This window comes from Salinivibrio siamensis (assembly GCF_001996005.1).
Classification (GTDB): domain Bacteria; phylum Pseudomonadota; class Gammaproteobacteria; order Enterobacterales; family Vibrionaceae; genus Salinivibrio; species Salinivibrio siamensis.
Window position 1 is genome coordinate 1 of the sequence record NZ_MUFB01000030.1, and the last position, 26,786, is coordinate 26,786.

20 protein-coding genes and 1 other annotated feature are annotated in these 26,786 nt (G+C 52.2%); of the genes, 10 read left to right on the top strand and 10 right to left on the bottom strand.

Annotated features, from left to right (window positions below; translation table 11 throughout):
* Positions 1 to 526: 526 nt before the first annotated feature.
* Complete coding sequence (locus BZG73_RS13430) at positions 527 to 1,672, top strand: efflux RND transporter periplasmic adaptor subunit (RefSeq protein WP_077668556.1); 1,146 nt, start codon at positions 527 to 529, stop codon at positions 1,670 to 1,672.
* The gene (locus BZG73_RS13435) at positions 1,665 to 4,793 is read left to right on the top strand and encodes an efflux RND transporter permease subunit (protein ID WP_077577950.1); all 3,129 of its coding nucleotides are present in this window, start codon (positions 1,665 to 1,667) and stop codon (positions 4,791 to 4,793) included. The genes BZG73_RS13430 and BZG73_RS13435 overlap by 8 nt, the downstream gene beginning before the upstream one ends.
* Here BZG73_RS13435 and BZG73_RS13440 read toward each other — a convergent pair.
* The 4 genes from BZG73_RS13440 to sohB all read right to left on the bottom strand — a co-directional run bounded on the left by BZG73_RS13440 (position 4,780) and on the right by sohB (position 9,917).
* Positions 4,780 to 5,703, bottom strand: coding sequence for a TIGR01212 family radical SAM protein (locus BZG73_RS13440; RefSeq protein WP_046073424.1), 924 nt, complete (start codon positions 5,701 to 5,703; stop codon positions 4,780 to 4,782). The two genes, BZG73_RS13435 and BZG73_RS13440, sit on opposite strands and share 14 nt — an antisense overlap.
* 144 nt (positions 5,704 to 5,847) lie before the next feature.
* Positions 5,848 to 8,478, bottom strand: a complete 2,631-nt coding sequence (topA, locus tag BZG73_RS13445) for a type I DNA topoisomerase (protein WP_077638948.1) — start codon at positions 8,476 to 8,478, stop codon at positions 5,848 to 5,850.
* A gap of 162 nt (positions 8,479 to 8,640) precedes the next feature.
* Entirely contained in the window at positions 8,641 to 8,766 is a 126-nt protein-coding gene (locus tag BZG73_RS16220; protein ID WP_268794217.1) for a hypothetical protein, read from the bottom strand.
* Between the two features lie 98 nt (positions 8,767 to 8,864).
* On the bottom strand, positions 8,865 to 9,917 hold the full coding sequence (gene sohB, locus BZG73_RS13450) for a protease SohB (RefSeq protein ID WP_077668557.1): 1,053 nt from the start codon (positions 9,915 to 9,917) through the stop codon (positions 8,865 to 8,867).
* A 125-nt stretch (positions 9,918 to 10,042) separates the two neighbouring features.
* Here sohB and BZG73_RS13455 point away from each other — a divergent pair, with 125 nt between their 5' ends.
* Positions 10,043 to 10,786 (top strand): YciK family oxidoreductase, encoded by a 744-nt coding sequence (locus BZG73_RS13455; RefSeq protein WP_077668558.1) that lies wholly within the window; start codon positions 10,043 to 10,045, stop codon positions 10,784 to 10,786.
* 45 nt (positions 10,787 to 10,831) lie between these two features.
* Here the strand turns inward: BZG73_RS13455 and BZG73_RS13460 are convergent, their stop codons facing one another.
* The 5 genes from BZG73_RS13460 to rnm form a co-directional block, all read right to left on the bottom strand.
* Positions 10,832 to 12,958 carry a TonB-dependent siderophore receptor gene (locus tag BZG73_RS13460; protein ID WP_235606074.1) on the bottom strand — a complete coding sequence of 709 codons (2,127 nt, stop codon included), beginning with the start codon at positions 12,956 to 12,958 and terminating at the stop codon, positions 10,832 to 10,834.
* A 77-nt stretch (positions 12,959 to 13,035) separates the two neighbouring features.
* Positions 13,036 to 13,935, bottom strand: coding sequence for an AraC family transcriptional regulator (locus BZG73_RS13465; protein ID WP_077668559.1), 900 nt, complete (start codon positions 13,933 to 13,935; stop codon positions 13,036 to 13,038).
* Positions 13,936 to 14,135: 200 nt separating this feature from the next.
* The gene (rluB, locus tag BZG73_RS13470; RefSeq protein ID WP_077606344.1) at positions 14,136 to 15,113 is read right to left on the bottom strand and encodes a 23S rRNA pseudouridine(2605) synthase RluB; all 978 of its coding nucleotides are present in this window, start codon (positions 15,111 to 15,113) and stop codon (positions 14,136 to 14,138) included.
* Between the two features lie 307 nt (positions 15,114 to 15,420).
* Entirely contained in the window at positions 15,421 to 16,041 is a 621-nt protein-coding gene (locus BZG73_RS13475; protein ID WP_046073430.1) for an L-threonylcarbamoyladenylate synthase, read from the bottom strand.
* 106 nt (positions 16,042 to 16,147) lie between these two features.
* Entirely contained in the window at positions 16,148 to 17,050 is a 903-nt protein-coding gene (gene rnm, locus BZG73_RS13480; protein ID WP_077668560.1) for an RNase RNM, read from the bottom strand.
* A gap of 415 nt (positions 17,051 to 17,465) precedes the next feature.
* Positions 17,466 to 17,560 (top strand) — a sequence feature (Trp leader region).
* An 83-nt stretch (positions 17,561 to 17,643) separates the two neighbouring features.
* On the opposite strand from rnm, the gene aroF reads away from it, so the two are divergent.
* From aroF to trpA, 7 genes are all read left to right on the top strand, one after another.
* Positions 17,644 to 18,657: a 3-deoxy-7-phosphoheptulonate synthase gene (gene aroF / locus BZG73_RS13485; protein WP_077668575.1), complete on the top strand. Its 1,014-nt coding sequence runs from the start codon at positions 17,644 to 17,646 to the stop codon at positions 18,655 to 18,657.
* Complete coding sequence (locus BZG73_RS13490; protein ID WP_077668561.1) at positions 18,654 to 20,258, top strand: anthranilate synthase component 1; 1,605 nt, start codon at positions 18,654 to 18,656, stop codon at positions 20,256 to 20,258. The genes aroF and BZG73_RS13490 overlap by 4 nt, the downstream gene beginning before the upstream one ends.
* Positions 20,255 to 20,869, top strand: coding sequence for an aminodeoxychorismate/anthranilate synthase component II (locus BZG73_RS13495; protein WP_077668562.1), 615 nt, complete (start codon positions 20,255 to 20,257; stop codon positions 20,867 to 20,869). Before BZG73_RS13490 ends, BZG73_RS13495 begins: the two co-directional genes overlap by 4 nt.
* Positions 20,870 to 20,946: 77 nt before the next feature.
* Complete coding sequence (trpD, locus tag BZG73_RS13500; RefSeq protein WP_077480177.1) at positions 20,947 to 21,951, top strand: anthranilate phosphoribosyltransferase; 1,005 nt, start codon at positions 20,947 to 20,949, stop codon at positions 21,949 to 21,951.
* On the top strand, positions 21,948 to 23,336 hold the full coding sequence (gene trpCF / locus BZG73_RS13505; RefSeq protein ID WP_077668563.1) for a bifunctional indole-3-glycerol-phosphate synthase TrpC/phosphoribosylanthranilate isomerase TrpF: 1,389 nt from the start codon (positions 21,948 to 21,950) through the stop codon (positions 23,334 to 23,336). Before trpD ends, trpCF begins: the two co-directional genes overlap by 4 nt.
* 108 nt (positions 23,337 to 23,444) lie before the next feature.
* Complete coding sequence (trpB, locus tag BZG73_RS13510) at positions 23,445 to 24,638, top strand: tryptophan synthase subunit beta (protein ID WP_077668564.1); 1,194 nt, start codon at positions 23,445 to 23,447, stop codon at positions 24,636 to 24,638.
* A complete protein-coding gene (gene trpA, locus BZG73_RS13515; RefSeq protein ID WP_407690286.1) occupies positions 24,638 to 25,453 on the top strand; it encodes a tryptophan synthase subunit alpha in 816 nt (271 codons plus the stop codon). The genes trpB and trpA overlap by 1 nt, the downstream gene beginning before the upstream one ends.
* 76 nt (positions 25,454 to 25,529) lie before the next feature.
* Here the strand turns inward: trpA and BZG73_RS13520 are convergent, their stop codons facing one another.
* A complete protein-coding gene (locus tag BZG73_RS13520; protein ID WP_077668566.1) occupies positions 25,530 to 26,786 on the bottom strand; it encodes a GGDEF domain-containing protein in 1,257 nt (418 codons plus the stop codon).

Sequence of the window (26,786 nt, forward strand, 5' to 3'; positions counted from 1 at the left end):
CCTTAAATAAAAACCCAAAAGTCACAGTACCCGCAGGCAAGTGCTTTCATGCAAATAATATGAAATGAATATCATAAAACATGGATAGAAAATCACGTCAAAAACGACAAAAACCATACAACTTATTTTTATTACGAAATTAACGAGAAGGAAATGGATAGGGAAAGGTCTTTTTTTACATAAAAAAGGTTTTTTTATCGTCAAAAACGGCAAAAAAACGCCTAAAATTGAGGGTGACTGTAATTTTGTTATGAAAAATAACTACGACTTAAACTATATTTTCGTTATCGGTATTCCCCCGCGGCAAAGCCTTGTCTTATAACTGAGGCCTTTTTGCATCACCGTCCAACGATCGCTGTTGCATATCAAGCCGTACTGACCCTTGTAAAAAACTGATGCGCATCAAAAGTTAGGTTGACCTGTCATTCAATCAACAGATTCGCGTGATAAATTAGTCAATGAAGCGTTAAGCGCCCCCATAGCGCAACACACCACCACGCCATGGCGAAAAAGGATCCCGGAATCAATGAAAGGACTACGTTGGTTTTTACCTCTTGTTATTCTCGGTCTTGGCTATCTTGGCTATACCGCCATCGCGGCAACAGAGACAGCTACTCAAGAAAATGCTGCGTCCCCGCCCCCACCAATTGTTGAGACACGCGTTGTTCACCCAACTCAACATCAAGTGGTTTTACGGGCCCACGGTGAAGTCACCCCTGTAGAGACTACACAGCTTTCTGCCCAAGTGTCCGGTGAAGTGGTCGCATGGCATCCAAATTTCGTTGCTGGCGGCATTGTTAAACGTGGTGATGTGCTGTTTTCAATTGAGCCTGATAACTATCAAGCCGCGGTACTGAGCGCCGAAGCCGACCTTGCCAGTGCAAAAGCGGCCTTGATAGAAGAACAAGCCCAGGCGGCAGTGGCACGACGTCAGGCAAAAAGCCTTCCATCCTCACAAGTCACCGATCTCTATTTACGCAAGCCACAAGTACTCAGTGCAAAAGCCCGCGTAAAATCGGCACAAGCGGCGTTAAAGCGCGCACAACGCGACTTAGAAAACTGCCAAGTGACCGCCCCTTACGATGCGCTCGTCGTGTCGCGAGACGTCGGGGTTGGGCAGTACATTAACGCAGGAAGCCCGGTTGGGGTACTTAATAGCATCGAGGCTGCGGAAGTGCATTTGCCTATTGCTGGCTTCGACACACTCTTTCTCCCTACACCATTAGCGGGGATCGAGGTTCAGCTTACCCGCAACGGCAGCGAACCGACTCAACGCCAAGCACGGCTCGTGCGCGATCTAGGCATCGTGGAGCAAAGCACCCGCATGATGCGAGTTGTGGTGCGCCTTGATGATCCTTACGGCACCCAATCGGCTAAACCTGCCCTACCCTTTGGCAGTTATATCGAGGCGACTTTCAAAGGGGCAACGTTGGAGAACGTCTTTAAGCTTCCGCAATCCTTGATGAACAATCGCCAAGTTTGGGTCGTCGATCAAGCAGGAAAACTCACCCCGCGTACACTGCGCGTGGTGAGAACGGAAGGCCAGTATATCTACGCTGACCAAGGCTTAAGCGATGATGACCAAGTGGTTACCACGCTGCCTGAATTCCCCGAGCCTGGCATGACGGTTCGCGTGGCATCGCAGGTATCGCCGGAGGGTGAAAATGAGTAATGCTGACACGCCAACGCGTGGGCTCATTGCCTATTTTGCCCACAATCCGGTTGCTGCAAACCTGATCATGGTGTTTGTACTCATCATGGGGGTTGCCAGTTACTTTTTCATTCAGCGACAGATGTTCCCTAACATCGAGATTAACTATATTCATATTACCGCTGACTATCCCGGCGCCTCCCCCCAAGAGGTAGAGGAGAGCATCTTAGTTAAAGTGGAGGAAGCCATTAAAGATGTCACCGGGATCGAATCTGTGGTTTCAACCGCGCGGCGCGGATTTGGTCAAGTAGAAATCGAAGTGGATGTTGGGGAAGATCTCAATCTCGTCCTGGACCGCGTAAAGCAAGAGGTCGATGCCCTCTCTAATCTCCCCGCGTCGATGGAACCGCTTAATGTCGCGCAAGTGGAGTTTCGCCAAACCGTCATTCAAATGGCAGTGGTAGGCAATAAGCCGCTCACTGAGCTAAAACGCGCGGCACAGGACATTGAAGACGAACTCCTCCAACTCAAGGACGTCACCTTGGTGGAGCTCAGTGCCCCTACCTACGAGATTGCCATCGAGGTAGCCCCCCGTATTCTGCGCAAGTATAACCTCACGCTTAATCAGGTGAGTGACGCCATTGCCCGCTATTCCGCCAACTTCTCTGCCGGTGAAGTACGTACCGACAGCGGCATGATTGCAATTCGCGTCGAGAACCAGCGTTATCGCGGTGATGAGTTTCGCCAGATCCCAATTAAAATCGGCCCCAATGGCAGTCGGTTATTGCTGCAGGATATTGCCACCATCAAAGACGGGTTTACCGAAGGCGAGCGTTACTTTAAGTACTCGGGGCAGAACGCAATTTTTCTCTCGGTGAATGCAACCGCTAGCGAAAATATGGTGACCGTTGCCGACGCCGTCAAAGACTACATACAAAACAAAAACGCAGCATTGCCCGCCGGGCTGGCACTCAAATCGGTGGTCGACATGACACACTACCTTAATGCCCGCCTTGATATGATGCTAAAAAACTTATTACAAGGGGCGGTATTGGTTGCGCTACTGCTGACATTGTTTTTGCGCTTTAAACTTGCCCTCTGGGTGCTTATCGGTTTGCCCGTATGCTTTCTTGGCGCGGTCATGCTAATGCCAGTGATTGGGGTCAGCATTAACATCGTTTCACTGTTTGCGTTCATTATGGTGTTGGGGATTGTCGTCGATGACGCGATCGTTATCGGCGAAAGTGTTTATACCGAAGTGGAGCACAAAGGTGGCGGCGTCAATAACGTTGTCGCCGGGGCGCAGCGTGTTGCCACACCTGCCACGTTTGGCGTACTCACCACCATTGCCGTTTTTGCACCTTTTATCATGTCGAGCGGCCCTGAACGCGCCTTTTTCTTTGGCATCGCGTCAATCGTCATCTTGTGTCTCATCTTTAGCTTGGTAGAGTCGAAGCTTATTTTGCCCGCTCACTTGGCGCACACCCACTTTTCCACGCCCAAATCAAATAGCTTCCGCTCGCGTTTTAATCGGCAATTCCATCGCTTCGTCAATGGACCATACCGCCGCGCCGTCACCTTCGCGGTACATTGGCGCTGGTCGGCTTTCGCATTGTTTGTTGCCTTATTAGCTATCAGTATTTCGTTGGTGGTTGCCAGCCACGTGCGTATGGTGCCTACGCCCAAAGTCCCGCATGATTTTCCCAATATTCGCCTTGAGATGAACAATAACGCCTCGAGTGAGCAAACCATTGCCGCACTCAAAGCCATTGAAGGCATGGTCTACCGCGTCGATAACGCCACAGAAGCCGAGACGGGCCAAGCCATGGTGCAAGACACGCTCGTATTTAATGAAGGGCGAACCTCGGGACAACTGGTGATTCCTTTAGTCGATGATACATTGCGCCCCTTTACCACCTTCGAATTGTCGCGGCGCTGGCGTGAGGCGATGCCGGAGATCCCAGGAGTTAAAAAACTAACCATTCAAGATGACGTGAATGGTGGAGAACAAGGTGATGAGTTTGGCTTTCTCCTCTTTGGGCCCAACATCGACACACTCAATGCGGCCGGACGTGCTTTAATGTCGCGCCTTAACCAGCAAGCGGGTCTTTTCGATGTGTCCTCATCCATCGATTCAGGCAGTCAGGAAGTGCTCATTTCCCTCACGCCCGTGGCTCATGATCTGGGGCTGGATCTCACCACCATTGCTCAACAGGTAGGAGGGAGTTTCTATGGCGGGGAAGCCCAACGTCTAATCCGTGACGGTGAAGAAATAAAAGTCATGGTGCGTTACCCCAAATTAACGCGGGAGGCATTTTCATCACTGCGTTATGCCGTGATCACCACCCCCACCGGTCAACAAGTCATGTTGGGCGATGTGGTGAAACTGGAGCAACAACCCGGTGTGAGTAGTCTGCGCCGCGAAGCAGGATTTAGAACGGTTTATGTCTATGGCGCGATTGATGAAGAGTTAGTCGAACCCAATGAAGTAGTGGAAACCATTCAACAATCCGTCATACCAGAGGTATTGGCCGGTTATCCGGATGTCACTAGTGAACTCAGTGGTTCGATTGAAGAACAACAAGCACAGCAAGATGAACAAAAGCTTTTCTTTGTTGCCGGGATGATTGTGGTCTATGCGTTATTAGCTGTGCCCTTAAAAAGCTATACGCAACCACTGATTATCATGTCGGTGATCCCTTTTAGCTTAACGGGTGCTATTTGGGGACATTATTGGTTTGATATTGATTTAAGTATGATGTCGACCTTTGGTTTGATTGCCGCCGCAGGCGTGGTGGTCAACGATGCGCTGGTGATGACTGACTATATTAATCGAGCGCGTCACGCGGGGGTTGCGATCAAAAAAGCAGTTATCGACGCAGGCTGTGCCCGCTTTCGGGCCATCACACTGACGTCTATCACCACCTTTGCGGGGGTGTTGCCCATCATGTTTGAAACCAGCCTGCAAGCAAGATTTGTGATCCCAATGGCCGTCGCACTTGGCTTTGCGGTGATGTTTGCCACCTTGCTAACGCTGTTTCTGGTGCCTTGTTTATATCTGATGCTGCAAGATATTGGACAGCTGCTGCGCCGGCTCACTCCCGGCCTTTCCTCGTCACAATCAGAGCCTAACGCGCGATAAAAGAGGTGCCGAGCGCAGCCCCTTGTGCACCGTGTTTGTCCAGCTGGTTAGCAATGGCGGTCATCGCTAGCCAGCGATTCTCGCACCATGAAGGGGCCAGTAACGTCGGTGGACGTGCACTCGCAGACACGCGATGATACACCACCTCAGGAGGCGTTCGCTGGATCATCATGCTGGCGCTGTCGACGTAGTCTTCTAACGTAATCGCGTCTTGACGCCCTGCACGCCACGCTTTCGCCATGGTGCTACCCTCGACAATATGTAGCGGGTGCAGTTTAATCCCATCGGTGCCTGTGCTCACGACCCGGTCAATCGTTGTTTGATGATCGGTGATGCCCTCACCGGGCAGACCAACAATCAAATGCGTGCATACTTTAATGCCCAGTGCACGGGCTTGTTGAGTGATTCGCTCGTACACTGCCACATCATGGCCACGGTTAATGCGTTTCAACGTCTTGTCATGACCCGTTTGTAAACCAAGCTCTAACCAGACTTCAAATCCTTGTTGACGATAACCCGCCAACAGCGTCAAAACCTGGCCGGGCACACAATCTGGCCGTGTACCGACACACAGCCCGACCATGTTTTCACGCGCTAATGCTTGCTCGTACAAAGCCTTTAACCGCGCAACCTCGTCATAAGTACTGGTATAAGCTTGAAAATACGCCAGATAACGACGTGCTCGGTCTACCTCTTTCGCACGCTGGTGCAACTGGTGGCTAACGGATTGGTGCTGCGCGGTTTCATCAGAAAAGGATGCGACATTGCAAAAGGTGCAACCGCCCCGCCCGAGCGTACCATCACGATTGGGACAGCTAAAACCACCATGCAGTGTGAGCTTATGAACACGTTCGCCATAACGGTGTTTTAAATCTTGGCCTAGTGTATTAACGAGTTGATGCAGATCCATAACGCCTCAACGGAAAAAGACAAAGGCGAGATTTTAACAACTGTTATCGAAGAGATATTGGGACGGATCAAGCAAAGGCGTGCTTGCCCTAAAACAACAAACCCGCCTTGGCGGCGGGTTTAAATCATTGGCGTGATACGCCCATTAGGCTTTGGCTTTCTTCTTGCGTTTATCAGTGACTTCCCACTGACCGTCAACAAAGAAGGCTGACCAGCCCGTTGGCTTGCCATCTTCCTCGCTACGCACGTAATTCTCTTTGGTTTTACGTGCAAAACGAACCACAGTAGGACGTCCATCGGGATCTTCCTGCGGCGCATCGGCAAGGTATTTGAACTTGTCCGAAATGCGGTCTTTGAAGCGATGAAGCTCCTCCACCAGCGGCGCACGTGTCTCGCGGGATTTGGGGAAATTACTCGCGGCCATAAATAGGCCAGAGGCACCATCACGTAACACGAAATAGGCATCCGAGTTTTCACATGGCAACTCTGGGAAGTGCACCGGATCTTCTTTCGGTGGCGCAACGTCCCCATTTTTGAGGATCTTACGCGTGTTCTTACATTCCTCGTTGGTGCAACCCATGTATTTACCGAAACGGCCATTTTTCAGCACCATGTCGCTACCACATTTGTCGCACTCTACCACAGGCCCATCGTAGCCTTTGGGTTTGAACTCCCCTTTTTCAACCACATAGCCTTCGCAGCTCGGGTTATTACCACACACGTGCAACTTGCGATGCTGATCAATGAGGTAAGAGTCCATTGCCGTTTCACAAATCGGACAACGCTTCATCGCCCGAAGATCAGCGGTTTCAACGTCCTCTTCGAGCACATTGACAATACCATCTTCGTCCATCAAGTTGATGGTGGTTTTACACCGCTCTTTCGGGGGTAATGCGTAGCCCGAACAACCGAGGAACACGCCAGTCGATGCGGTACGAATCCCCATTTTACGCCCACAGGTTGGACAGTCGATATCTGTCATCACCATGTTGTTGGGTTTCATTCCACCTTCGTCTTCATCCTGCTCGGCTTGTTCAAGCTCTGCGGTGAAATCGGCAAAGAAATCATCAAGCACCGCTTTCCAGTCGGCTTCACCTTCGGCAATTTTATCGAGCGACGCTTCCATACGAGCGGTAAAGTCATAGTCCATCAAATCGGCAAAGCTTTGGTTGAGACGATCAGTGACAATCTCGCCCATTTTCTCAGCATAGAAGCGACGGTTTTCAACTCGCACATAACCGCGGTCTTGTATCGTGGAAATAATAGACGCGTACGTCGATGGACGACCAATGCCCGCTTTTTCTAACTCTTTGACCAAGGCCGCTTCGGTATAACGGGCGGGTGGCTTAGTAAAGTGTTGTTTCGGGTCAAGCTTGTCGAGTGTCAGTGATTCACCCACCTCAACCGCTGGCAAGGTTTGGTCTTCGTTTTTACCTGAAGGCCGCTGTACCCGAGTCCAACCGTCAAAGCGCAGTGTGCGCCCTTTTGCTTTCAAGGTGTAATCGCTCGCGTCGACCGTCAAGGTCGTCGAGTCATATTTTGCCGGTACCATTTGGCAGGCCACAAACTGGCGCCAAATCAAGTCGTACAAACGATGCGCATCAGGGTCCATCCCCTGCAAATCACTGGCATTGACACCCACATCAGAAGGCCGGATGGCCTCGTGCGCCTCTTGAGCGTTGGCTTTGGCACCATACACGTTCGCCGACGCTGGTAAGTACTTCTCACCGTATTCGCTGGCAATATGGCCACGAGCCGCTTCGACCGCTTCTTTGCTGAGGTTGGTCGAGTCGGTACGCATGTAAGTGATATAGCCGGCTTCATACAAGCGTTGCGCCAACATCATGGTTTTCTTCACCCCAAAGCCAAGACGCGTGCTTGCCGCCTGCTGCAATGTTGAGGTGATATAAGGCGCCGAGGGCTTACTCGTTGAGGGGCGATCTTCGCGATCACGCACCACAAAGCTGGCGTGCTCGAGAGCCGACACCGCCGCCATTGCCTCATCTTTATTTTTCGGCTTAAAGGCTTTGCCGTTTTGTTGCGCCACGAGCAGTCGCAGCGCCTGCTCTTTCGGTGTGAGCGTGTCGGCGTGCACATCCCAAAACTCTTCGGGAATAAAAGCTTTTATCTGATGCTCACGTTCAACAAGCAGCTTTACCGCGACCGACTGCACACGACCGGCCGACAAGCCTCGCGCCACTTTTTTCCATAGCAACGGCGAGACCATAAAGCCCACCACACGGTCGAGGAAACGCCGCGCTTGCTGTGCGTTGACACCGTCGATATTGACATCACCCGGTGCTTCAAACGCCTGTGTGATCGCATTTTTGGTGATCTCATTAAAGACCACGCGTTTGAAGCGGTCGTTATCACCACCGATGAGTTCGCGCAGGTGCCAAGCAATGGCCTCCCCTTCGCGGTCCAAATCCGTTGCGAGATAAACGTTGTCGGCTTTCTCAGCCAGTGACTTAAGCTCGGCGACGACTTTTTCCTTACCGGGCAACACTTGGTATTTTGCTTGCCAGCCATTGTAAGGATCAACGCCCATCTTGTTGATGAGCGCCTTCTGTTCTTTTTCTTTTTTAATTCGCGCTTTTTCTTCGGCGCTGAGCCCTTTCGTGGACACAGGTGCGGCCTTTTTACCGCCTTGCGTCGCTCCAGTTGGCAAGTCACGAACATGTCCGACACTCGACTTCACCACGAAGTCTTTGCCGAGGTATTTATTGATCGTTTTCGCCTTTGCTGGGGACTCCACGATGACGAGAGATTTGCCCATAATGACCTAATTGACGCCCTTTGCGCTAAAACTGTCGAAAATTCGTTGCGTTGCACTTCCATGCCGGAGTGCCGCTATCTGTTTACAATATTGAGCGAGTCTAGCCGAATATCAACTAAATTCGCAGCAAAACACGCTGATTGCTCGTCCCTTCCACAATTGTTAAGCAATTGTGATGGTAATATCCCGATTGTTCTTCATGCCGGTTTCCGGCAAAAACGCGCTAATCATTACCATTGCCGCACGCAAAATAGCTAAATGGATGCGGTAATCTTTGGCTTGGCTCACATTATTATGGCTATTTCGCTCATTATCGTGCGCCTGTTACCGCTATTTTCTTCCGTTGTTTATCGCCCAACGCTAACAGGCAGCACTCGGGAAGTGAGTTAAACCAACGGACGCTGACCACGACTAATCCATTTTAGCAGCACACGATCTGCCACCTCCGCGGATGCGCCAGCAAGCTTTTCAGCAATGTTTTTACGCTGATGGTAAGACACCGACAGCACTTTTCGCTCGTTATTCGCCGCCTGGAACAAATACTCGTCGCTGGTACAGACCTCATCAATCAATCCCAGACTCAATGCTTGGTTACCAAACCAGTGTTCACCGGTGGCAACCTTATCGACATTAAGAGACGGGCGGTATTCGCTGATAAACGCCTTGAACAGGCCATGGGTTTCTTCCAGTTCCGTTTTGAACTTCTCGCGCGCTTTGTCAGTGTTTTCACCAAACATGGTTAGCGTGCGCTTAAATTCACCGGCGGTCAGCTGCTCAAATTCAATATCGTTCTTCTTAAGCAATTTGTTAAAGTTGGGCAGCTGGGCAATCACCCCAATCGAGCCAATGATCGCAAACGGCGCTGCAATCAACTTATCCGCGACGCATGCCATCATATACCCGCCGCTTGCGGCCACTTTATCGACCGCCACGGTTAAGGGCACGCCTGCTTGACGGAAGCGTGTCAGCTGAGACGCCGCTAGGCCGTAGCCATGCACCATACCGCCGCCACTCTCGACGTTGACCAAGACTTCGTCCTTTTCGGTTGCTACCGACAAAATCGCCGTGACTTCTTCTCGCAACGCCTCCACTTCGCGGGCATCGATGCTGCCTTTAAAGTGGATCACAAACAATTGTGGATCCCGTTGAGCCGATGGCTCATTTTGCTTTTTGGCTGCGGCTTTTTGCGCCTTTTCTTCTTTCTTCTTGGCTTTTTTCTCGTCTTTCTCTCGCGCTTTTAACGACGATTCATTGTACAAGTGCTGCTCTAGCGATTGACGATAATGCTTAAACCGCTCAGTTAAGTCAGTGAGCTTTAGGCTACCTTTTTGCCCCCCTTTGTCGCTCGCGGCGCGCACTAAAGCGACCAATACAAATGCCGCTAATAAGAAAGTGACGACTTTTGCCAGAAAAAGCCCATAATCCGCAATGAAATCCAATGTTGTATCCTCTTTTTTGTCGCTATGTTGGCAATGCCGTTAACCGTACATCACGCACTTGGTTGTCACACCTTACCCGCAACCTTACAATAATCTACGTTTAACAATAAATAAGGATTTATATCGTGGACTACCAAGTAAGCTCAAACGCGCTTGAAGGGCGTGTGATTTTGGTGACCGGTGCGGGCGCTGGCATTGGCCGCCAAGCCGCACTTAGCTATGCAGAGAAAGGCGCTACCGTCATCCTTCTCGGCCGCACCGTGAAAAAACTTGAAGCAGTATACGATGAAATCGATGCTTTGGGCGCGCCACAACCAGCGATTATCCCATTGGATATGCTGGGTGCCACGCGTCAGCATTATTTGGATATGGCAGACACCATTGAACAACAGTTCGGGCGCTTAGACGGCGTACTGCATAATGCTGGCTTGCTCGGTGTGCTGAGCCCGTTCGATCAGATTGATGAAAAATCTCATGACGATGTGATGCAGGTGAATGTCAAAGCCACCATGCTCATGACGCAAGCCCTGCTGCCATTATTGAAAAAGTCTGACGATGCTCGCGTGGTGTTTACCACATCGACTGTCGGCCACCAAGGGCGTGCTTATTGGGGCAGCTATGCGATTTCTAAGTTCGCGACCGAAGGCATGATGCAAGTGCTGGCGGATGAAATGTCTGATACCAAGGTCCGTGTCAACGCCATCAACCCAGGCGGTACCCGCACCAGTATGCGCGCGAGCGCTTTCCCAGGAGAAGACCCTGACACGCTCAAAACGCCTCTCGATATTATGCCACTTTACCTGTATTTGATGGCCCCAGAAGGTATTGGCGAGCACGGCCAGTGTATTGATGCACAACCTAAGCGCTAAGCATAGCGCCCCCATGGCTGGGGGCGCTCGTTTTAGCAAACCGATTTAAAAATCGATGCTGAGTTTGGCTTTGATGTTGCGTTCGTCCCCATACCAACAGTTCAATTCATCAAAACAGCTGTAAGTGGTTTTATCGAACAAGTTTGTCGCAGATAGGGACAATTTTGCGCCTGATAGCGACGGTGATGCTTGCGAAAGATCGTAACTAATCGCGGTATCAAACACCGTATAGTCGGGCACCGTAAAGGTATTGGTGGCGTTACCCTGTGACTCACCCACATACCGTGCGCCTAAACTCACGCGTGTCCCCGCACTGACCTGGTGATTCAGCCACGCACTGGCAGTCTGCTCTGGCACCCAAACTGGGGTCTTGCCCTCTAGGTTAGGGTCATCCGTGATCTCCATATCAATATAGCCATAAGTTAAGGCCACATCCGTCTCTACACTAAGTGCATGATTAAACTCAACCTCTATTCCACGAGAGCGGATTTCACCGGTTTGAATTTTCGCGTATGAGTCGTTGGGATCATTCACCAGCGCGTCTTGCTTTTTAAGCTCGAACAACGCCACGTTGACGCCAGTGCTACCGTCTAGTGACAAGTACTTGAGGCCGGTTTCCCATTGTTTACCCGTGGAAGGGTCAAACACATTACCCCGATTATCCATATCGGTTGGTTCAAAGCTTTCTGAGTAACTCAGATAAGGGGAAATGCCGTTGTCAAACTGGTACATCGCACCGGCACGGAATGCCAGATTATAGTGACGAATGTTTTTCTCTGAGGCACTACTTAAGGTTTGCTTGTCATCTTTTAACTCGTACTCGTCGTAACGTGCCCCAGCGAGCAACACCCATTGGTTCCACAAGATCTGATCTTGGGCATAGAGGCCAGTCTGTGTCACTTCAATATCATGGTCTTCTTGGTAAGCAAAACTGAGTGAGTCGGGGTTAACCTGGTTATTATCGGGATCGAAAATATCAATATCCGGCACCACATTCGCCAAAGTATCGTCATAGTCAACGTCGGAAGACATATCTTGATAATCAATACCGAACAAGGTGTAGTGCTGTGCCGACCCCCAGTTCAAATCACCAGAAAGCTGTGTATCGACCACCCAAGCCGCCATTGTTTCATCGGTTAAGTAAGCGTTTCGCGGATAGTGGCGGCCGTCATCGCTTTTTCGGTGATACATGTTTTTTTGCAGCAAATCAGCATCTGTGTAGCGTGCCGAGTGCAGCAACGACCAGTTTGATGAAAGCTGGTGCTGCACCTTGTAACCCAGCATCAGAAACTCACGATCATAAGTATTCCAGTTGTTGTCACCGGAAAAGCTATCGCTAGAAAGGCTGCCTTGGTCACTATGCAATACCGAGCCGTTGGCCGGTAATGAGGTATAAATGCCCGCCGCCGGATCCGCTTGGTAATAAAGATTAACGTTCACCAACGTATCTGGCGACACCCGCCAATCTAGCGATGGGGCGACGACATAACGCTCTTCTTCTGAATCGCCCGCTTGGCCATCTTTTTGTCGTGCCAGCGCCACCATCCGGTACGCCAATGGGGTGTCAGAAATCGCACCAGTACTGTCAACAGACACTTCACGCAGTGCATCAGAGTCGGTGCTCATCGTCACACGGTGCGCCGCCTCTTGTTGCGGTGTCTTGGCGATCATATTCACCATCCCACCCGGTGGAATATTCCCGTATAACACCGACGTCGGCCCTTTAAACACCTCCACTTGTTCAATCGCAATCGGATCGATTTGTGGCTGTAAATTCCAGGTGTTGTAAGGTACCGCGAGACCATCAAAAAAGTTCTGATAGTTGATAAAACCACGAATATTAAAGAGATCGAGTCGCGTGACGGCCCCACCCCGCAGTTCAGTATTTACACCCGGTGTGTAACGCACCACTTCACTCAATGAACTGGCTTGACGCTGTTCGATGGCCTCTCGGTCGATGACAGTGACCGCTTGAGGTGTTTCTTCTGGTGCCAGTACTGTTTTAGTGGCCGTATTGCGGTAAGTGTCGCCTAAGACTTGTATGGTTTCCATCTCGGCGTGTTGCGACTCGGCATAAGCTGATGGCAGCATCAAGCTCCCCATGACCGCCATCGCTAACGGGGACAGTCGCCATCTGGCAACCTGCTGCACGCGTGCACAACCCATATCCATGATGATTTTCCTCTCAATGCAAATTAAACGTAAAACGGAATCATTCGCATTTTAAAGGTGTGCATGGTGAATACTGTTCATTTTGGTGCATGATGATGACAATCCAGCGGGATCCAGTACGTCATTACCGCATCATCGGCTTCTGGTTGATATCCAGGCGGATAGACTTCAAGCTCGATACCATCCGTGCATCGGTACCCTGAGGCAGGCAACCAATGATAGATAAAGGTATGCAAGGTCTTAGGCAGTTCACTCACGGGTCCCAAATGCGTAATCACCGCATAGGTCGCCTCTGGCACCGTCCACGTGGCTAAAGATGGGATTGGCAGCGCGTCTTGCTGCTGACCGGCGAGGTAGGGTAACGGGGTTTGAAGTGTATCAGCGCTGGCCACATCAATCGCACCAATGCTTGGCTGACCAACATCAATCAACCCAGCCTCGTGCGCATCACGCCACAGCTTAGGCACCACGTCAGTAAAATCGGGCTCAGGTGCAAACAAGCCTAATATAGGCGACGTCTGCCCTACCAGCGTGATCGATGATCGCGTTTGAATGTGCACCGACAGCCAAGACGGATTGGGAGTCGCCAGTGTCGTAATATGCAGTGGTGTTCGAATACCATCCATCACCCCCCGCTGGCGATACGTACGAGGACTCACCCCGAACTGCTGACGAAATGCGCGGGAAAAATTCGCCTCTGAGGTAAACCCAAACGACAGCGCGATATCAATCACTCTATCGGACCGAGAGAGCAACTGTTTGGCGGCATAGCTAAGTCTGAGTTCACGCACATAATGCGCCACACTCACGCCCGTTTGTTCCGAGAACACGCGCTGCAATTGCCAGCGAGACCAGCAGCTGTGAGCGGCCAATTCACTGACAGAAAGCGGTTGGTCAAGGTTTGCGTGGATAAAGTCTAGAACCCGCTCGATACGGTCAAAGCGTGCGGTTTGCTCTGGTGCTAATGCCGTTGTCATCACATCCTTTTATCGACAAAATTGTAAATAAACTCCAAGATAACACAAACAATAATCATTATCATAACTGAAATGAAAGAGGCCAACCGATACGACGGATAATAAGGCTGCAACTGTTATAGTGAGCGCGACGAGTTAGAGCGTCACACAGAAATAGAAAGCCCGGCACATGGCCGGGCTTTAGCGAACATCACGCAGACTTACTTACGCGTTCTTGGTTTGCCTTTACTACGCGGCGCGCCCGAGCGCTGATTGCCCTTTTTCGGGCTTCCGCCTTTCGGTCCTGCCGCAGGTGCGTTACCCCGACGAGCCTGACGTGTTTTCTTCGGCTTATCATTGCTATCGATGCGCTCTTCGTAACGGCGTACTGCACGACGGATCTTCTGGCGCGACTTTTTACGCTTTTGATCATCTGGCGTGATAACCGTTTGCGACTCTGGCTTCATCTCTACCATTTCGCGCAGATAATTCACTTCTTTCAGATCCATCTCACGCCAACCACCACGCGGCAGATCTTTTTCAAGATAGATATCGCCGTAACGCACACGCTTCAAACGGCTTACGGTCACACCTTGGGTTTCCCACAAACGACGCACTTCACGGTTGCGCCCTTCGGTAATCACCACATAGAAAGTGTGATTCATCCCCTCGCCGCCCGCATAAACGACATCTTCAAAGCGCGCCACGCCATCGTCTAGTTCTACGCCGTGAACAAGGTTTTTCACCATATCTTCGTTCACGTCACCAAACACACGCACCATGTACTCACGTTGCACTTGGCGGCTTGGGTGCATCAAACGATTCGCTAGTTCACCGTCGGTAGTGAACAGCATTAAGCCTGAGGTATTGGCATCCAAACGGCCAACCGCTACCCAGCGCGCATCTTTCAATTTGGGCAAGCGATCGAATACCGTACGACGCCCCTCTGGGTCGCTTCGCGTACACAGTTCACCCTCTGGCTTGTTGTATGCAAGAACGCGACACACAGACTCAGAAGGCGCATTAAGCTGCACCGCATGACCATCAACACGCACCAATGCACTGGGATCATCAAGGCGGTCACCCAGTTTGGCGACGGCACCGTTAACACTCACCCGGCCGGCTTGAATGTATCCTTCCATTTCGCGGCGTGAACCTACGCCAGCACGCGCTAGCACCTTCTGTAATTTTTCGCTCATGTTTTTTACCTTACTGTCGCCTTCACAGGCGTCATCACTGTCACGATTGGCATAAGAGCTAACGATAATGAGTTAGCCAGCCGTTAATGATACCAATAAGCATAGAGATAGAGAAACAGTTTCACGCGTTCACGGCATATCAGCTGTTGTGGCTGAGTCAATCGCAAAACACCTGGACAAAAAAACGCCCAGCAAGGTGGCTGGGCGGGAATGGAAGGTCAACCACAGGTTGACGCAACATCAGAACAAGAACATTGCATGGGTAATTACGCGCGACACTGTGCGTTGGTTCACCCGCAGTCAGACATTAATCAAACGGGGCGGGATCACCACTCCCGTGACGGCGAACCTCAGGCATGCCTTCACTGAAATCAACCACTGTGGTGGGGTGCTCACCTAATACGCCACCGTGCATAATCAAATCCACACTGTGCTCTAACTGATCGCGAATTGCTTCGGGATCGGATTCGGTAAAGTCGTTACCCGGTAAAATCAGTGAGGTCGACATTAGCGGCTCACCCAGCGCCTCGAGCAAATCCAGGGCGATTTGGTTATCCGGTACGCGAATGCCAATGGTTTTCCGTTTTGGATTCATCAACCGTTTTGGCACTTCTTTGGTTGCTTTGAAAATAAACGTATACGCGCCAGGTGTATTGTTACGAATCAAGCGAAATGCAACGTTATCGACCCGTGCGTACAGTGATAACTCAGACAGATCGCGACACAACAAGGTGAAGTTATGATCTTTATCGAGGTCGCGAATACGGCAAATACGCTCTAACGCTTGTTTGTTCTCAAGCTGACAGCCAAGCGCATAGCCCGAATCAGTCGGATAAATGATTACTCCACCGTTTCGGACAATTTCCACCGCTTGTTTGATCAGCCGCGCTTGCGGGTTCTCTGGGTGGACATAAAAAAACTGACTCATGGTTCCTCCTGCTGTAGCTTGACCCCATGGGGATGCGCACCGCAAATCCAGCGTGAATGGTCTGCGCGCCGGATAATCCTTATCGCTATCAATATAACGTATTTCGTTATTGTAACGCGTCTGACTTGTCGCTATCTAGTTGATTTACTGATTGCCATTTTTGTTCAGCCGCCTCTAACCACGTCCAGTCACACCAAACCGGCTGACTGTCCTTCGGCAGCCATAAATTGCGGCCCAGCTCTGTCCAAGGAGAGGGGTAATGAAAATCCGACCCCAGCGAGGCCAACAAACCATAATCTCGCGCGTAATCGGCCAGCAAACGACGCTCTTGTTGCGACTGCTGAGGAAGAGCGACTTCGATAGCATCGCCATTGGCGTCAGAAAACGCAGCCAGTAATCGTTTCAGCCACTTGGCTTTGAGTTTGTATCGCCCCGGATGAGCAAGCACCGCTTGTCCCCCAGCCTCATGGATCGCTTCAACGGCCTCTGCAATCGAGCACCAGTTCGGTGGTGCATAGCCGGTGTTCCCTCGGGTTAAAAAGCGCTTAAAACAGGCTTGCATGGTTTTCGCGTGACCTTGCTCCACCAACCAGCGCGCAAAATGGGCACGGGTGAGCGGCGCATCGCCAGCCAGTTCGCGCGCACCTGCGAGCGCCCCTGTGTAGTGCGAGCGCTCTAACCGCTCAGCAATCAGCTCAGCACGTTGTTGGCGTCGCTCAGCTTGYTCCGCAATCAATGCGRTTAACGCCGGGTGCTGGGGGTCGACATTTAACCCTACAATGTGGATATCAAAGTTCTGCCACAAGGTTGAAACCTCAATGCCGTTGACCAGCGTAAGGGGCAAGTTTTGATGGTCAATTTCTGCTTGCGCCTCCACCAGTCCAGCGGTGGTRTCGTGGTCGGTAATTGCCAACACGCCCACGCGACGCTCGACCGCGCGCTGCACCAAGTCTTTTGGTGATAAGCGGCCGTCGGAGGCAGTGGTATGGCTATGTAAATCAATGATCATGGTGTACCGGGTTTCCTTAATGTGCTCGCGCCTTGGCACTGTCGGTTTGCGCTATATCAGCCTGAGGCTGAGTACGCGCCATGCGGGCTCAGTCGATGTGAATGCGCCAAGTTGACCAGCGCTCGCGAGCACGGTGAATATCTTTGCTCTTTATTATCGTGTGTTTAGTCCGCACTTTTTCTGCATTCTTTTCGATTTCCCCGTTGACACAGAAGCAAAATATCAGTTTACTAGTACACAAGTTAACGCGCACCACTTCTCAGTCTCGGGGAGCGATATGGCGCTAAGGGTAACAGTCACAACGGAGTCTCGCAGCATGTATTTCAACGCCGCGTCTAGATCACATTCGATTCACACTGCACCCACTGCCGAACAGGCCGTGAGTGTATTGGCGACATCCATGACCTCTGTTGCGTTTATTTGGTGGCACGGCTCCTCACGGGCGGTGTGACGCGCTGTATAGACAGCCACCTTAATCACAACGCCCGCCACTGATGCGGGCGTTTTTGTCTCTCAGTTTTGCCATCACGCGTTATCGTGCCACCACGCATTCAGCCACGGTAACCGGCAACCATAGTTTAAAAGGATATTTGATGATTATTGTACTTAAGCCCCAAGCCACCGAGCAGGATGCCAAAGCCCTCCTCAATCAAATCGAGCAATGCGGTTTAAAACCGCTTTATATGCCGGGAGTGGAGCGCATTGTATTGGGCGCGCTGGGTGATGAACGTGTGCTGCAACAATGCCATTTTGAGGCTAATCCGCTGGTTGAGGAAGTCAAACCGATTTTAACCAAGTACAAACGTGTGAGCCGTGATGTACAGCCGCATGACAGCGTGGTGCATATCGGCAATGTACCCGTGGGCGGTCAACACTTCGTGGTTATGGCAGGCCCCTGCTCGGTGGAATCCGAACAACAACTATTGTCCGTGGCGGAGCGAGTCAAAACGCACGGCGCACGTGTGTTACGGGGCGGCGCCTTTAAACCACGCACTAGTCCTTATGATTTCCAAGGCATGGGGATTGAGGGGCTAAAGCTGCTCAAACAAGCCAGTGACCTGACTGGCATGCCAACCGTGTCAGAAGTGATGGAAATTAGCCAAGTCGACGCCGTGTGCGAGTACATTGATTGCTTGCAAATTGGCGCACGTAACATGCAAAACTATGGCTTACTCAAAGCGGTAGGCGAAACTGGCAAACCTGTCTTGTTAAAACGTGGGCTTTCCGCCACTATCGAAGAGTGTTTGCTAGCAGCGGAATATATTGTCGATGCGGGTAACCCCAATGTGATTTTATGTGAACGCGGTATTCGCACTTACGAAACCGCCACACGTAACACCTTGGACTTGAATGCCGTGGCCTTGATGAAGCAGCGCAGCCATTTGCCAGTGTTGGTCGACCCAAGCCATGGGACCGGCGTGCGAGAGCTGGTGACGCCACTATCACGCGCCGCAGCGGCGGTGGGCGCGGATGGCATCATTGTGGAGAGCCACTTAAACCCAAGCGAAGCACTGTCAGACGGTCACCAAGCCTTAACTGGCGATATGTTCGCTCAGCTGATGCAAGAACTCACCCCCTTTGTGCAAGCGGCAGGGAGAGAGCTGTGAACACTCATGATCCCCAACATGGCGAGCTTGATACGCTCCAACTCTCGGTGCCTTATGTGGCCGACCCGACCGAGTTGTATGCCGCCGTGTGCCAAGATAAGCCTTATAGCATGCTGTTGGAGTCGGCAGAGATTGACTCCAAACGCAACCTTAAAAGCCTGATGCTGATCGATGCCGCCGTGCGCATTGAATGCCGCGGGCAGCGCGTCACCTTACAAGCGCTTACTCATAATGGCAGTTATTTGCTGGAGAGCATCGCCCAGAGCGCAGCGCTGAAAGCCCTCGCCTGTGAGGTAGCGCAGGCCAAGGATGGAGACTTCCCCGCTTTGAAGTTGACGTTCCGCCATCCCAACGACAATGGCGCGCTGTTGGATGAAGACGCCCGTCTGCGCCAAGCGTCGGTGTTTGATGCCCTGCGTGTTATCAAACAAAGTGTTGCGTTGAATAACCAACCTGACGATGCGCTCTTTGTCGGTGGCCTTTTTGCCTATGATTTGGTGGCCAGCACTGAAACGCTGCCAGCGGTGGAGGGCACCGAGCACTGCCCCGACTACCTTTTTTATGTTGCAGAAAGCTTGCTGGTGATTGACCACCAGCATCGCCAAGCGCGCTTACAAGGCACCTTATTTGGCGGTGATAACGCCCGCGCCCACTATGTGGATTTATCGCGTCGTTTGCAAAGCATCAAAGAAGCCTGCTTATCGCCTGCGCCGCTTCCTGAAGCGCCCGTGGTCACCGATCACAGCGTCGCGGTTTCTGTCTCCGATTCAGACTTTTGTCAGCAAGTCGACGCGCTGAAAAAGCACGTGATTGCCGGTGATGTGTTTCAAGTGGTGCCATCGCGCCGCTTTACCCTCGCCTGTCCCTCGCCGCTCAATGCTTATCGAGCGTTGAAGCGTGGCAACCCTAGCCCGTATATGTTTTATCTGCGTGATAGCGAATTTAGCTTGTTTGGCGCCTCGCCAGAAAGCGCCCTTAAATATACTCAAGCGACTAATCAGGTTGAGATTTATCCCATCGCGGGCACACGCCGACGCGGGAAAACTGCCCAAGGCGATATTGATCACGACTTGGATAGCCGCATTGAGCTTGAGCTGCGCAATGATGAAAAAGAAAACGCCGAGCACATGATGCTGGTCGATTTGGCCCGCAACGATGTGGCGCGAATTAGCACGCCCAGTAGCCGCCATGTCGCCGACTTGCTCAAAGTCGACCGCTACAGCCACGTGATGCATTTAGTTTCTCGGGTAGTGGGTCAGCTGAAACCCGATCTAGACGCGCTGCATGCATACCAAGCCTGTATGAATATGGGTACGCTCACCGGTGCACCTAAACTTCGGGCGATGCAGCTCATCCGTGACACCGAACAGTGTCGACGCGGCAGTTATGGCGGGGCCGTGGGCTATTTTACCGGATCAGGAGAGATGGATACCTGCATTGTGATCCGCTCTGCCTACGTTGAAAACGGCCTTGCCACCGTGCAAGCCGGTGCAGGCGTGGTGTTTGATTCTGACCCTCAAGCCGAAGCGGACGAAACCCGCGGCAAAGCTCAAGCGGTGATCCATGCGATTCAAACCGCCCACCAAGGAGGCCAATCATGAGTACCCCGCAAATGGACATCGTGCTGCTCGATAACATGGACTCCTTTACCTACAACTTGGTGGATCAATTTCGCGCACTCGGTTACCCGGTCACGGTGTTCCGCAATCATTTAGAGGCCGAGGCGATTGTTCGTCATATTCTTTCCCTGCCCCAACCACTGCTGGTGCTCTCCCCTGGCCCAGGTGCGCCTTCTGATGCCGGCTGTATGCCCGCGTTGATTGAAAGGCTGCGCGGCCAAGTGCCGATGCTAGGGATTTGTCTGGGTCAGCAAGCGATCGTCGAAGCCTACGGCGGCACAGTCGCCGGAGCTGGCACCATCATGCACGGCAARGCCTCRGCCATGCACCACCARCARCATGCGGTATTTGGCCCATTGGCATCCCCACTCACCGTGGCCCGTTACCACTCGCTGGTGGCCACTGAGGTGCCGGCCAGCTTGGATGTCATCGCCACGACCTTGGATGGCGACGCGCAAAAAGTGATGGCCGTGGTGAGCAATACCGACTACGTGGTCGGTTATCAATTCCACCCAGAATCTATTTTGACCGCACAAGGTGCTGCCCTGCTCACCCACACCATCGATTGGGCCAGTGGCTATTATCAGCGCTAACAACATTAGCGCTTACAACAACACGTGCCAGATAAGCACGGAGCTCGAACAGACAAATACCGAGGTTAAGTACAGTGATGGATCAACTACTAGAGACGCTCTACCAACAACAGTCACTCAGCCAAGCGCAAAGCGAGCAGCTGTTTAGTGCGATTATTCAGGGCGAACTCGAGCCAGCGCGATTAGCGGCCGCATTAACCGCATTGAAGATTAAAGGGGAAACGCCTGAAGAAATCGCGGGCGCGGCAAAAGCACTGACTGACAACGCCGAACCTTTCCCCCGCCCCAGTTATCCGTTTGCCGATATCGTCGGCACAGGAGGCGATGGCGCGAACACCATTAATATTTCAACCACGGCCGCCTTTGTCGCCGCGGCTTGTGGCGTGAAAGTTGCCAAACACGGCAACCGCGGGGTATCGAGCAAGTCGGGCTCATCGGATTTACTCGCCGCCTTTGGCATTGATTTGGCGATGCCTGCCGACCACGCCCGCGAGGCCTTGGATAATCTGGGCGTTTGCTTTTTATTCGCGCCGCAATACCACACCGGCGTACGACACGCGATGCCCGTGCGCCAAGCAATGAAAACACGCACCATCTTTAATCTACTTGGGCCGCTAATTAATCCGGCGAAACCTAGCATTGAGCTGATGGGCGTGTACGACCAAGCCCTAGTTGCGCCGATTGCACAAACCATGCAAAACCTCAACATGACGCGCGCAGCCGTGGTTCATGGTGACGGTCTGGATGAAGTGGCTATCCACGGCCCCACAACGGTGGCAGAAATCACCCCGACCCAAATTGAGCATTACACCTTAACCCCCAGCGACTTTGGTGTATCCGAATACCCGCTGGACAGCATTGCTGGGGGCACACCGGAGCAAAACCGCGCGATGATCAGCGCGATTTTGCAAGGTAAAGGCACAGACGCCCAGCAAGCGGCGGTGGCTGTCAATGTGGCACTCTTGCTACGCTTATTCGGACAAGAAGACTTGAAAGCAAACACACAACAGGCCTTGGACGTGATGGCGTCGGGCAAGCCTTACACCATCATGCAAGCGTTAGCACAAAGGAGCGCAGTATGACCACCTCAGCCCTCAACGACACCATTTTAGGCCGCATTGTCGATGACAAAAAACGCTGGGTAGCCGCGCGCAAAAGTGCTCAGCCGCTGGATAGCTTTATCGACCAACTGACGCTCAGTGATCGCGATTTTCGTGCTGCACTGGCCGCGCCGGGCTCACAGTTTATCTTGGAGTGCAAAAAAGCCTCACCTTCAAAAGGGTTGATCCGAGAAGACTTCGATCCAGCCAGTATCGCCCGTGCCTACCGACCCTTTGCCGCGGCCATTTCAGTTTTGACGGACGAGGACCACTTTCAGGGCAGTTTTGACTTCTTACCGATCGTGCGCGCACAAGTCGATGCGCCTGTGCTTTGTAAAGATTTTATTATCGACCCGTATCAGGTTTACCTCGCACGTCATTATCAAGCCGATGCAATCTTATTGATGCTGTCGGTACTCGACGACGCCGAATACCGCGAGCTGGCCGATTTAGCCGAGTCGCTAAAGCTGGGCGTGCTTACCGAAGTGAGCACCGAAGACGAGCTCGCGCGTGCCAATGCCCTAGGAGCGGTGGTGATTGGGATTAATAACCGGAATTTGCGCGATTTAAGCATCGATCGCGATCGCACCAAACGCTTAGCACCACAAGTGGGCGAAAAAGCGATCGTGATTTCCGAAAGTGGCATTCATAGCCACCGTCATGTGCGCGATCTTGCCCACCACGCGGATGGCTTTTTAATTGGCAGTGCATTAATGGCAGAGCCCGATCTGACCCTCGCGCTACGTAAAGTGATCCTGGGRGAAAATAAAGTCTGTGGGCTYACYACCGCYGAYGATGCCCTCGCCGCCTATMASGCWGGCGCGGTCTACGGTGGACTTATTTTTGTTGAGCACTCCCCGCGTGCTGTCACTCCCGCCGTGGCCGAGCGCGTACAGCAAGGCGCGCCGCTGCGCTATGTGGGCGTGTTCCAAAATCATGCGCTGGACACCGTAGCAGACTATGCCCAACAGCTAAGCCTTCACGCGGTGCAACTGCATGGTGATGAAGACGCAGCGTATCTACAAGCACTGCGCGAAAAGCTCCCTGAGTACTGTGAAATTTGGAAAGCGCACGGTGTCTCTGATGTCGCACCGGCCTTAGATGGCGTGAATGCTGATCGCCACCTTATAGACAGTCGAGTCGGCCAACAATCTGGCGGCACGGGTAAAACCTTTGATTGGCACCTGATCCCTAAAACCGCCAAAGACAAAGTCATGATTGCCGGCGGGCTCACCCCCGAGAATGCGGCCAAAGCGGCTGAACAGGGCTGCCTCGGGCTGGATTTTAACTCCGGCGTCGAGCATGCGCCCGGCGTGAAAGATGCCAACAAGTTACACGCGGCGTTCCGCGCCCTTCGCCGCTATTGATTTTTCGAGATAGTTGATTTGCCGAGATGATTGATTTGGCTGAGAGGATAGATGTCGCCAAGACAGTCAACGTATCTCGGCCCCAGTTAAAGACGTAAAAGGATAATTATGAGCAAGCTTAACCCGTATTTTGGCGAATTTGGTGGTCAGTACGTGCCCCAAATTCTGGTGCCTGCGCTGGATCAGCTCGAACAGGCGTTTATTGATGCCCAAGACGATCCGAACTTTAAAGACGATTTTATCCGCCTGCTGCAAGAGTATGCCGGACGACCCACCGCGTTGACGCTTTGCCGCAACCTCACCAAAGGGACGAACACCAAGCTGTATCTTAAGCGTGAAGACTTGCTACACGGTGGTGCGCACAAAACCAACCAAGTACTAGGCCAAGCGATGCTTGCCCAGCGTATGGGCAAATCAGAAATCATTGCCGAAACCGGAGCCGGCCAACACGGTGTGGCGACTGCGCTGGCGTGTGCGCTATTGGGGCTGGAATGCCGCATCTACATGGGGGCCAAAGACGTTGAGCGCCAAAGCCCTAATGTGTTTCGAATGAAGCTGATGGGTGCCACTGTGATCCCAGTACATGCGGGCTCTGCCACGTTAAAAGATGCATGTAACGAAGCGATGCGCGACTGGTCAGCCAACTATGATACCGCACACTATTTGCTCGGCACTGCGGCGGGCCCGCACCCCTTCCCGACCATTGTGCGCGAGTTTCAACGCATTATTGGCGAGGAAACCCGCACGCAAATTCAGCAGGTAGAAGGTCGCTTACCGGATGCAGTGATCGCCTGTGTGGGTGGCGGCTCAAACGCCATTGGCATGTTTGCTGACTTTATCGATGACAAAGACGTGCGTTTAATTGGTGTTGAGCCAGCGGGCAAAGGACTCGATACCGATCAACACGGCGCGCCCTTAAAGCACGGCAAACCCGGTATTTTCTTCGGTATGAAGTCCCCATTGATGCAAGATGAATATGGTCAAGTGGAAGAGTCGTATTCAGTCTCAGCCGGATTGGACTTCCCGTCAGTGGGGCCACAGCATGCGCACCTTAACGCCATTGGTCGCGCCGAATATCCGGCGGTCACCGACGATGAAGCCTTAGAAGCGTTTCAAGCTCTTGCGCGCAACGAAGGTATTATTCCCGCGCTAGAATCTGCCCATGCACTGGCTCAAGCCCAAAAAATGATTGCCGCTGATCCTGAAAAAGAGCAGCTTTTGGTGGTCAATCTATCCGGACGTGGCGATAAAGATATCTTCACTGTATATGACATTTTAGAAGGCAAAGGAGAGCTGTCATGATGGCATCATCAACTCGATATCAAGCGATGTTCGCAAATCTGGATGCCAAACAGCAAGGTGCCTTTGTTCCTTTTGTCACCTTGGGGGATCCAAATCCAGAACAATCACTCGCCGTGGTCGATGCCTTGGTTGAAGGCGGCGCCGACGCGCTGGAGCTTGGTATGCCGTTTTCCGACCCATTGGCTGATGGCCCGACCATTCAGGATGCAACCATTAGAGCAAGATCGGCTGGCACCACCCCCGATACCTGTTTCGACATGCTGGCAGCCATTCGCGCCAAGCATCCGACCATTCCAATTGGGTTGCTGATGTATGCCAACCTCGTCTACGCCCGTGGTGTTGACGCTTTTTATACCCGCTGCGCGGAAGTGGGTGTCGATTCGGTGCTGGTAGCAGATGTGCCAATTGCTGAATCTGCGCCATTTCGTGAACAAGCCTTGGCGCATGGTATTGATCCGATTTTTATTGCGCCACCCAACGCAGACGATGCAACCTTAGCTAAGGTTGCGGAGCTCGGTCGTGGCTATACCTATCTGGTGTCGCGCGCGGGGGTAACGGGGGCCGAGGCCAAGGCGGGAACGCCTGTTGAGCACTTACTCGGCACCTTGCATCATCATGAAGCACCGCGTCCGCTGCTTGGCTTTGGCATCTCGACCCCTGAGCAAGTCAAAGCAGCGATCAGCGCCGGGGCAGCAGGCGCGATTTCTGGCTCGGCGGTGGTGAAAATCATCGAGCAGCATCAAAATGATGTGCCCACAATGCTTCATGCGCTCACTCAGTTTGTGAGAGAAATGAAAGCCGCAACGCAATCATAAAACGACGTCAACCACTAAAACGGGCAGGATTGCCTGCCCATTTCACGTCACCCACCTATTAACGCTCGCGATAGCGTCATTCACGCGCATTAGGTTTACTGATTTGGCGGATTGTCGCGAGCGAAACCTTAAATGCATCACCCTGATCAGTCTGTGTTTCATTGCTGTCGTCGCTCTCCAGCGCTGGTCGACGCGCGCCACGACTGTGCAGTCGGTGGTCAGATGCTTGCATCGCGTCATGGTAAACACGATATTGGTTTTTACCGCCGTGTTTTGCCGCATACATCGCCGTATCCGCATACCTCAGTAGCCTTTCACCACTGATGTTATTTTGCCCGAATGCCAGGCCAATACTGGCTGACACTTTGCACCGGTGGCCAAGCAATACCGATTGTCGTTGCGCAATATTGACCAGTGTCGTCGCTATCTCACCAGGCATATTTGCCTCTTGATAGGGAATTATCGCCGCAAATTCATCGCCACCTAATCGCGCGATAACGGCATGACTAGGGAGTTCATCAGCAAAGCGCTTTGCCAGTGTGCGCAAAAACACATCACCCACATCATGCCCATGCGTGTCGTTTATCGCCTTAAAACCATCCAAATCGATCACTAAAATCGCCACCCCTTCTGTCGAGGTCGCAAAGCGGTGGTTCAAGGCATCAAACAGCCAATGTCGATTATTCAGGCCAGTCAGTTGATCCTCTCGGGCGAGTTTGTAGTAACGTTTCGCGTCATGCGCGATAAGCAGCAGAACCGTCGCACCAACCGCCATCATCCCCAATGTCATCATGGTGGTCAGTTGCCCAAGTTGATTAAGCAGCCGCGTGTGCTCTCGATAACCATTGCCTGGCAATGACAGCGTCTGCCCAAAGTATTCTTCCAGCTGTTGCCGCTGTTGGCGATAGCGCGCCATCACGTCACCAATATTGTGGGTAGAGAAACGTAGGGCATAGAAGCTCGCTTCGCTCGCCTGAAGATCGCGATATATCGTGTTAAGCAACACGCTAGGGTTTGGCTGTGATGCGGTTTGTTCGCTCGCTATTTTGATCGCGACAGGAAAGCGGCTCCACAAGATCTCATGCTGCACCGCCACACTATCAAAGCTGCTCTTTCCGCCTTGGTAGCGAGCCAGCAACGTCATCAGTGCATCGTACTCTTTGGACAAACTCAGCATGTACCACACAAGTTTGCTTTGGCTGCTGGTCAACCGATCCGATAAGCTCGTGATCTTGTGCGTCGTCAACACCACGCCGACTGCCATTAAAGCGATACAGCCGACCAAGATCACGCGCTTAGCAGGCATGATTTTTAGTTGCTTATTTCTCATCAT

Bases quoted from the DNA above. Each gene is read 5' to 3' on its own strand.
- BZG73_RS13520 (WP_077668566.1), bottom strand. From the start codon at position 26,786: ATGATGAGAAATAAGCAACTAAAAATCATGCCTGCTAAGCGCGTGATC.
- BZG73_RS13440 (WP_046073424.1), bottom strand. From the start codon at position 5,703: ATGGATCTGCATCAACTCGTTAATACACTAGGCCAAGATTTAAAACAC.
- trpA (WP_407690286.1), top strand. From the start codon at position 24,638: ATGGCATCATCAACTCGATATCAAGCGATGTTCGCAAATCTGGATGCC.
- BZG73_RS13465 (WP_077668559.1), bottom strand. From the start codon at position 13,935: ATGACAACGGCATTAGCACCAGAGCAAACCGCACGCTTTGACCGTATC.
- aroF (WP_077668575.1), top strand. From the start codon at position 17,644: ATGATTATTGTACTTAAGCCCCAAGCCACCGAGCAGGATGCCAAAGCC.
- topA (WP_077638948.1), bottom strand. From the start codon at position 8,478: ATGGGCAAATCTCTCGTCATCGTGGAGTCCCCAGCAAAGGCGAAAACG.
- BZG73_RS13475 (WP_046073430.1), bottom strand. From the start codon at position 16,041: ATGAGTCAGTTTTTTTATGTCCACCCAGAGAACCCGCAAGCGCGGCTG.
- BZG73_RS13460 (WP_235606074.1), bottom strand. From the start codon at position 12,958: ATGGATATGGGTTGTGCACGCGTGCAGCAGGTTGCCAGATGGCGACTG.
- rluB (WP_077606344.1), bottom strand. From the start codon at position 15,113: ATGAGCGAAAAATTACAGAAGGTGCTAGCGCGTGCTGGCGTAGGTTCA.
- BZG73_RS13435 (WP_077577950.1), top strand. From the start codon at position 1,665: ATGAGTAATGCTGACACGCCAACGCGTGGGCTCATTGCCTATTTTGCC.
- BZG73_RS13430 (WP_077668556.1), top strand. From the start codon at position 527: ATGAAAGGACTACGTTGGTTTTTACCTCTTGTTATTCTCGGTCTTGGC.
- trpB (WP_077668564.1), top strand. From the start codon at position 23,445: ATGAGCAAGCTTAACCCGTATTTTGGCGAATTTGGTGGTCAGTACGTG.
- trpD (WP_077480177.1), top strand. From the start codon at position 20,947: ATGGATCAACTACTAGAGACGCTCTACCAACAACAGTCACTCAGCCAA.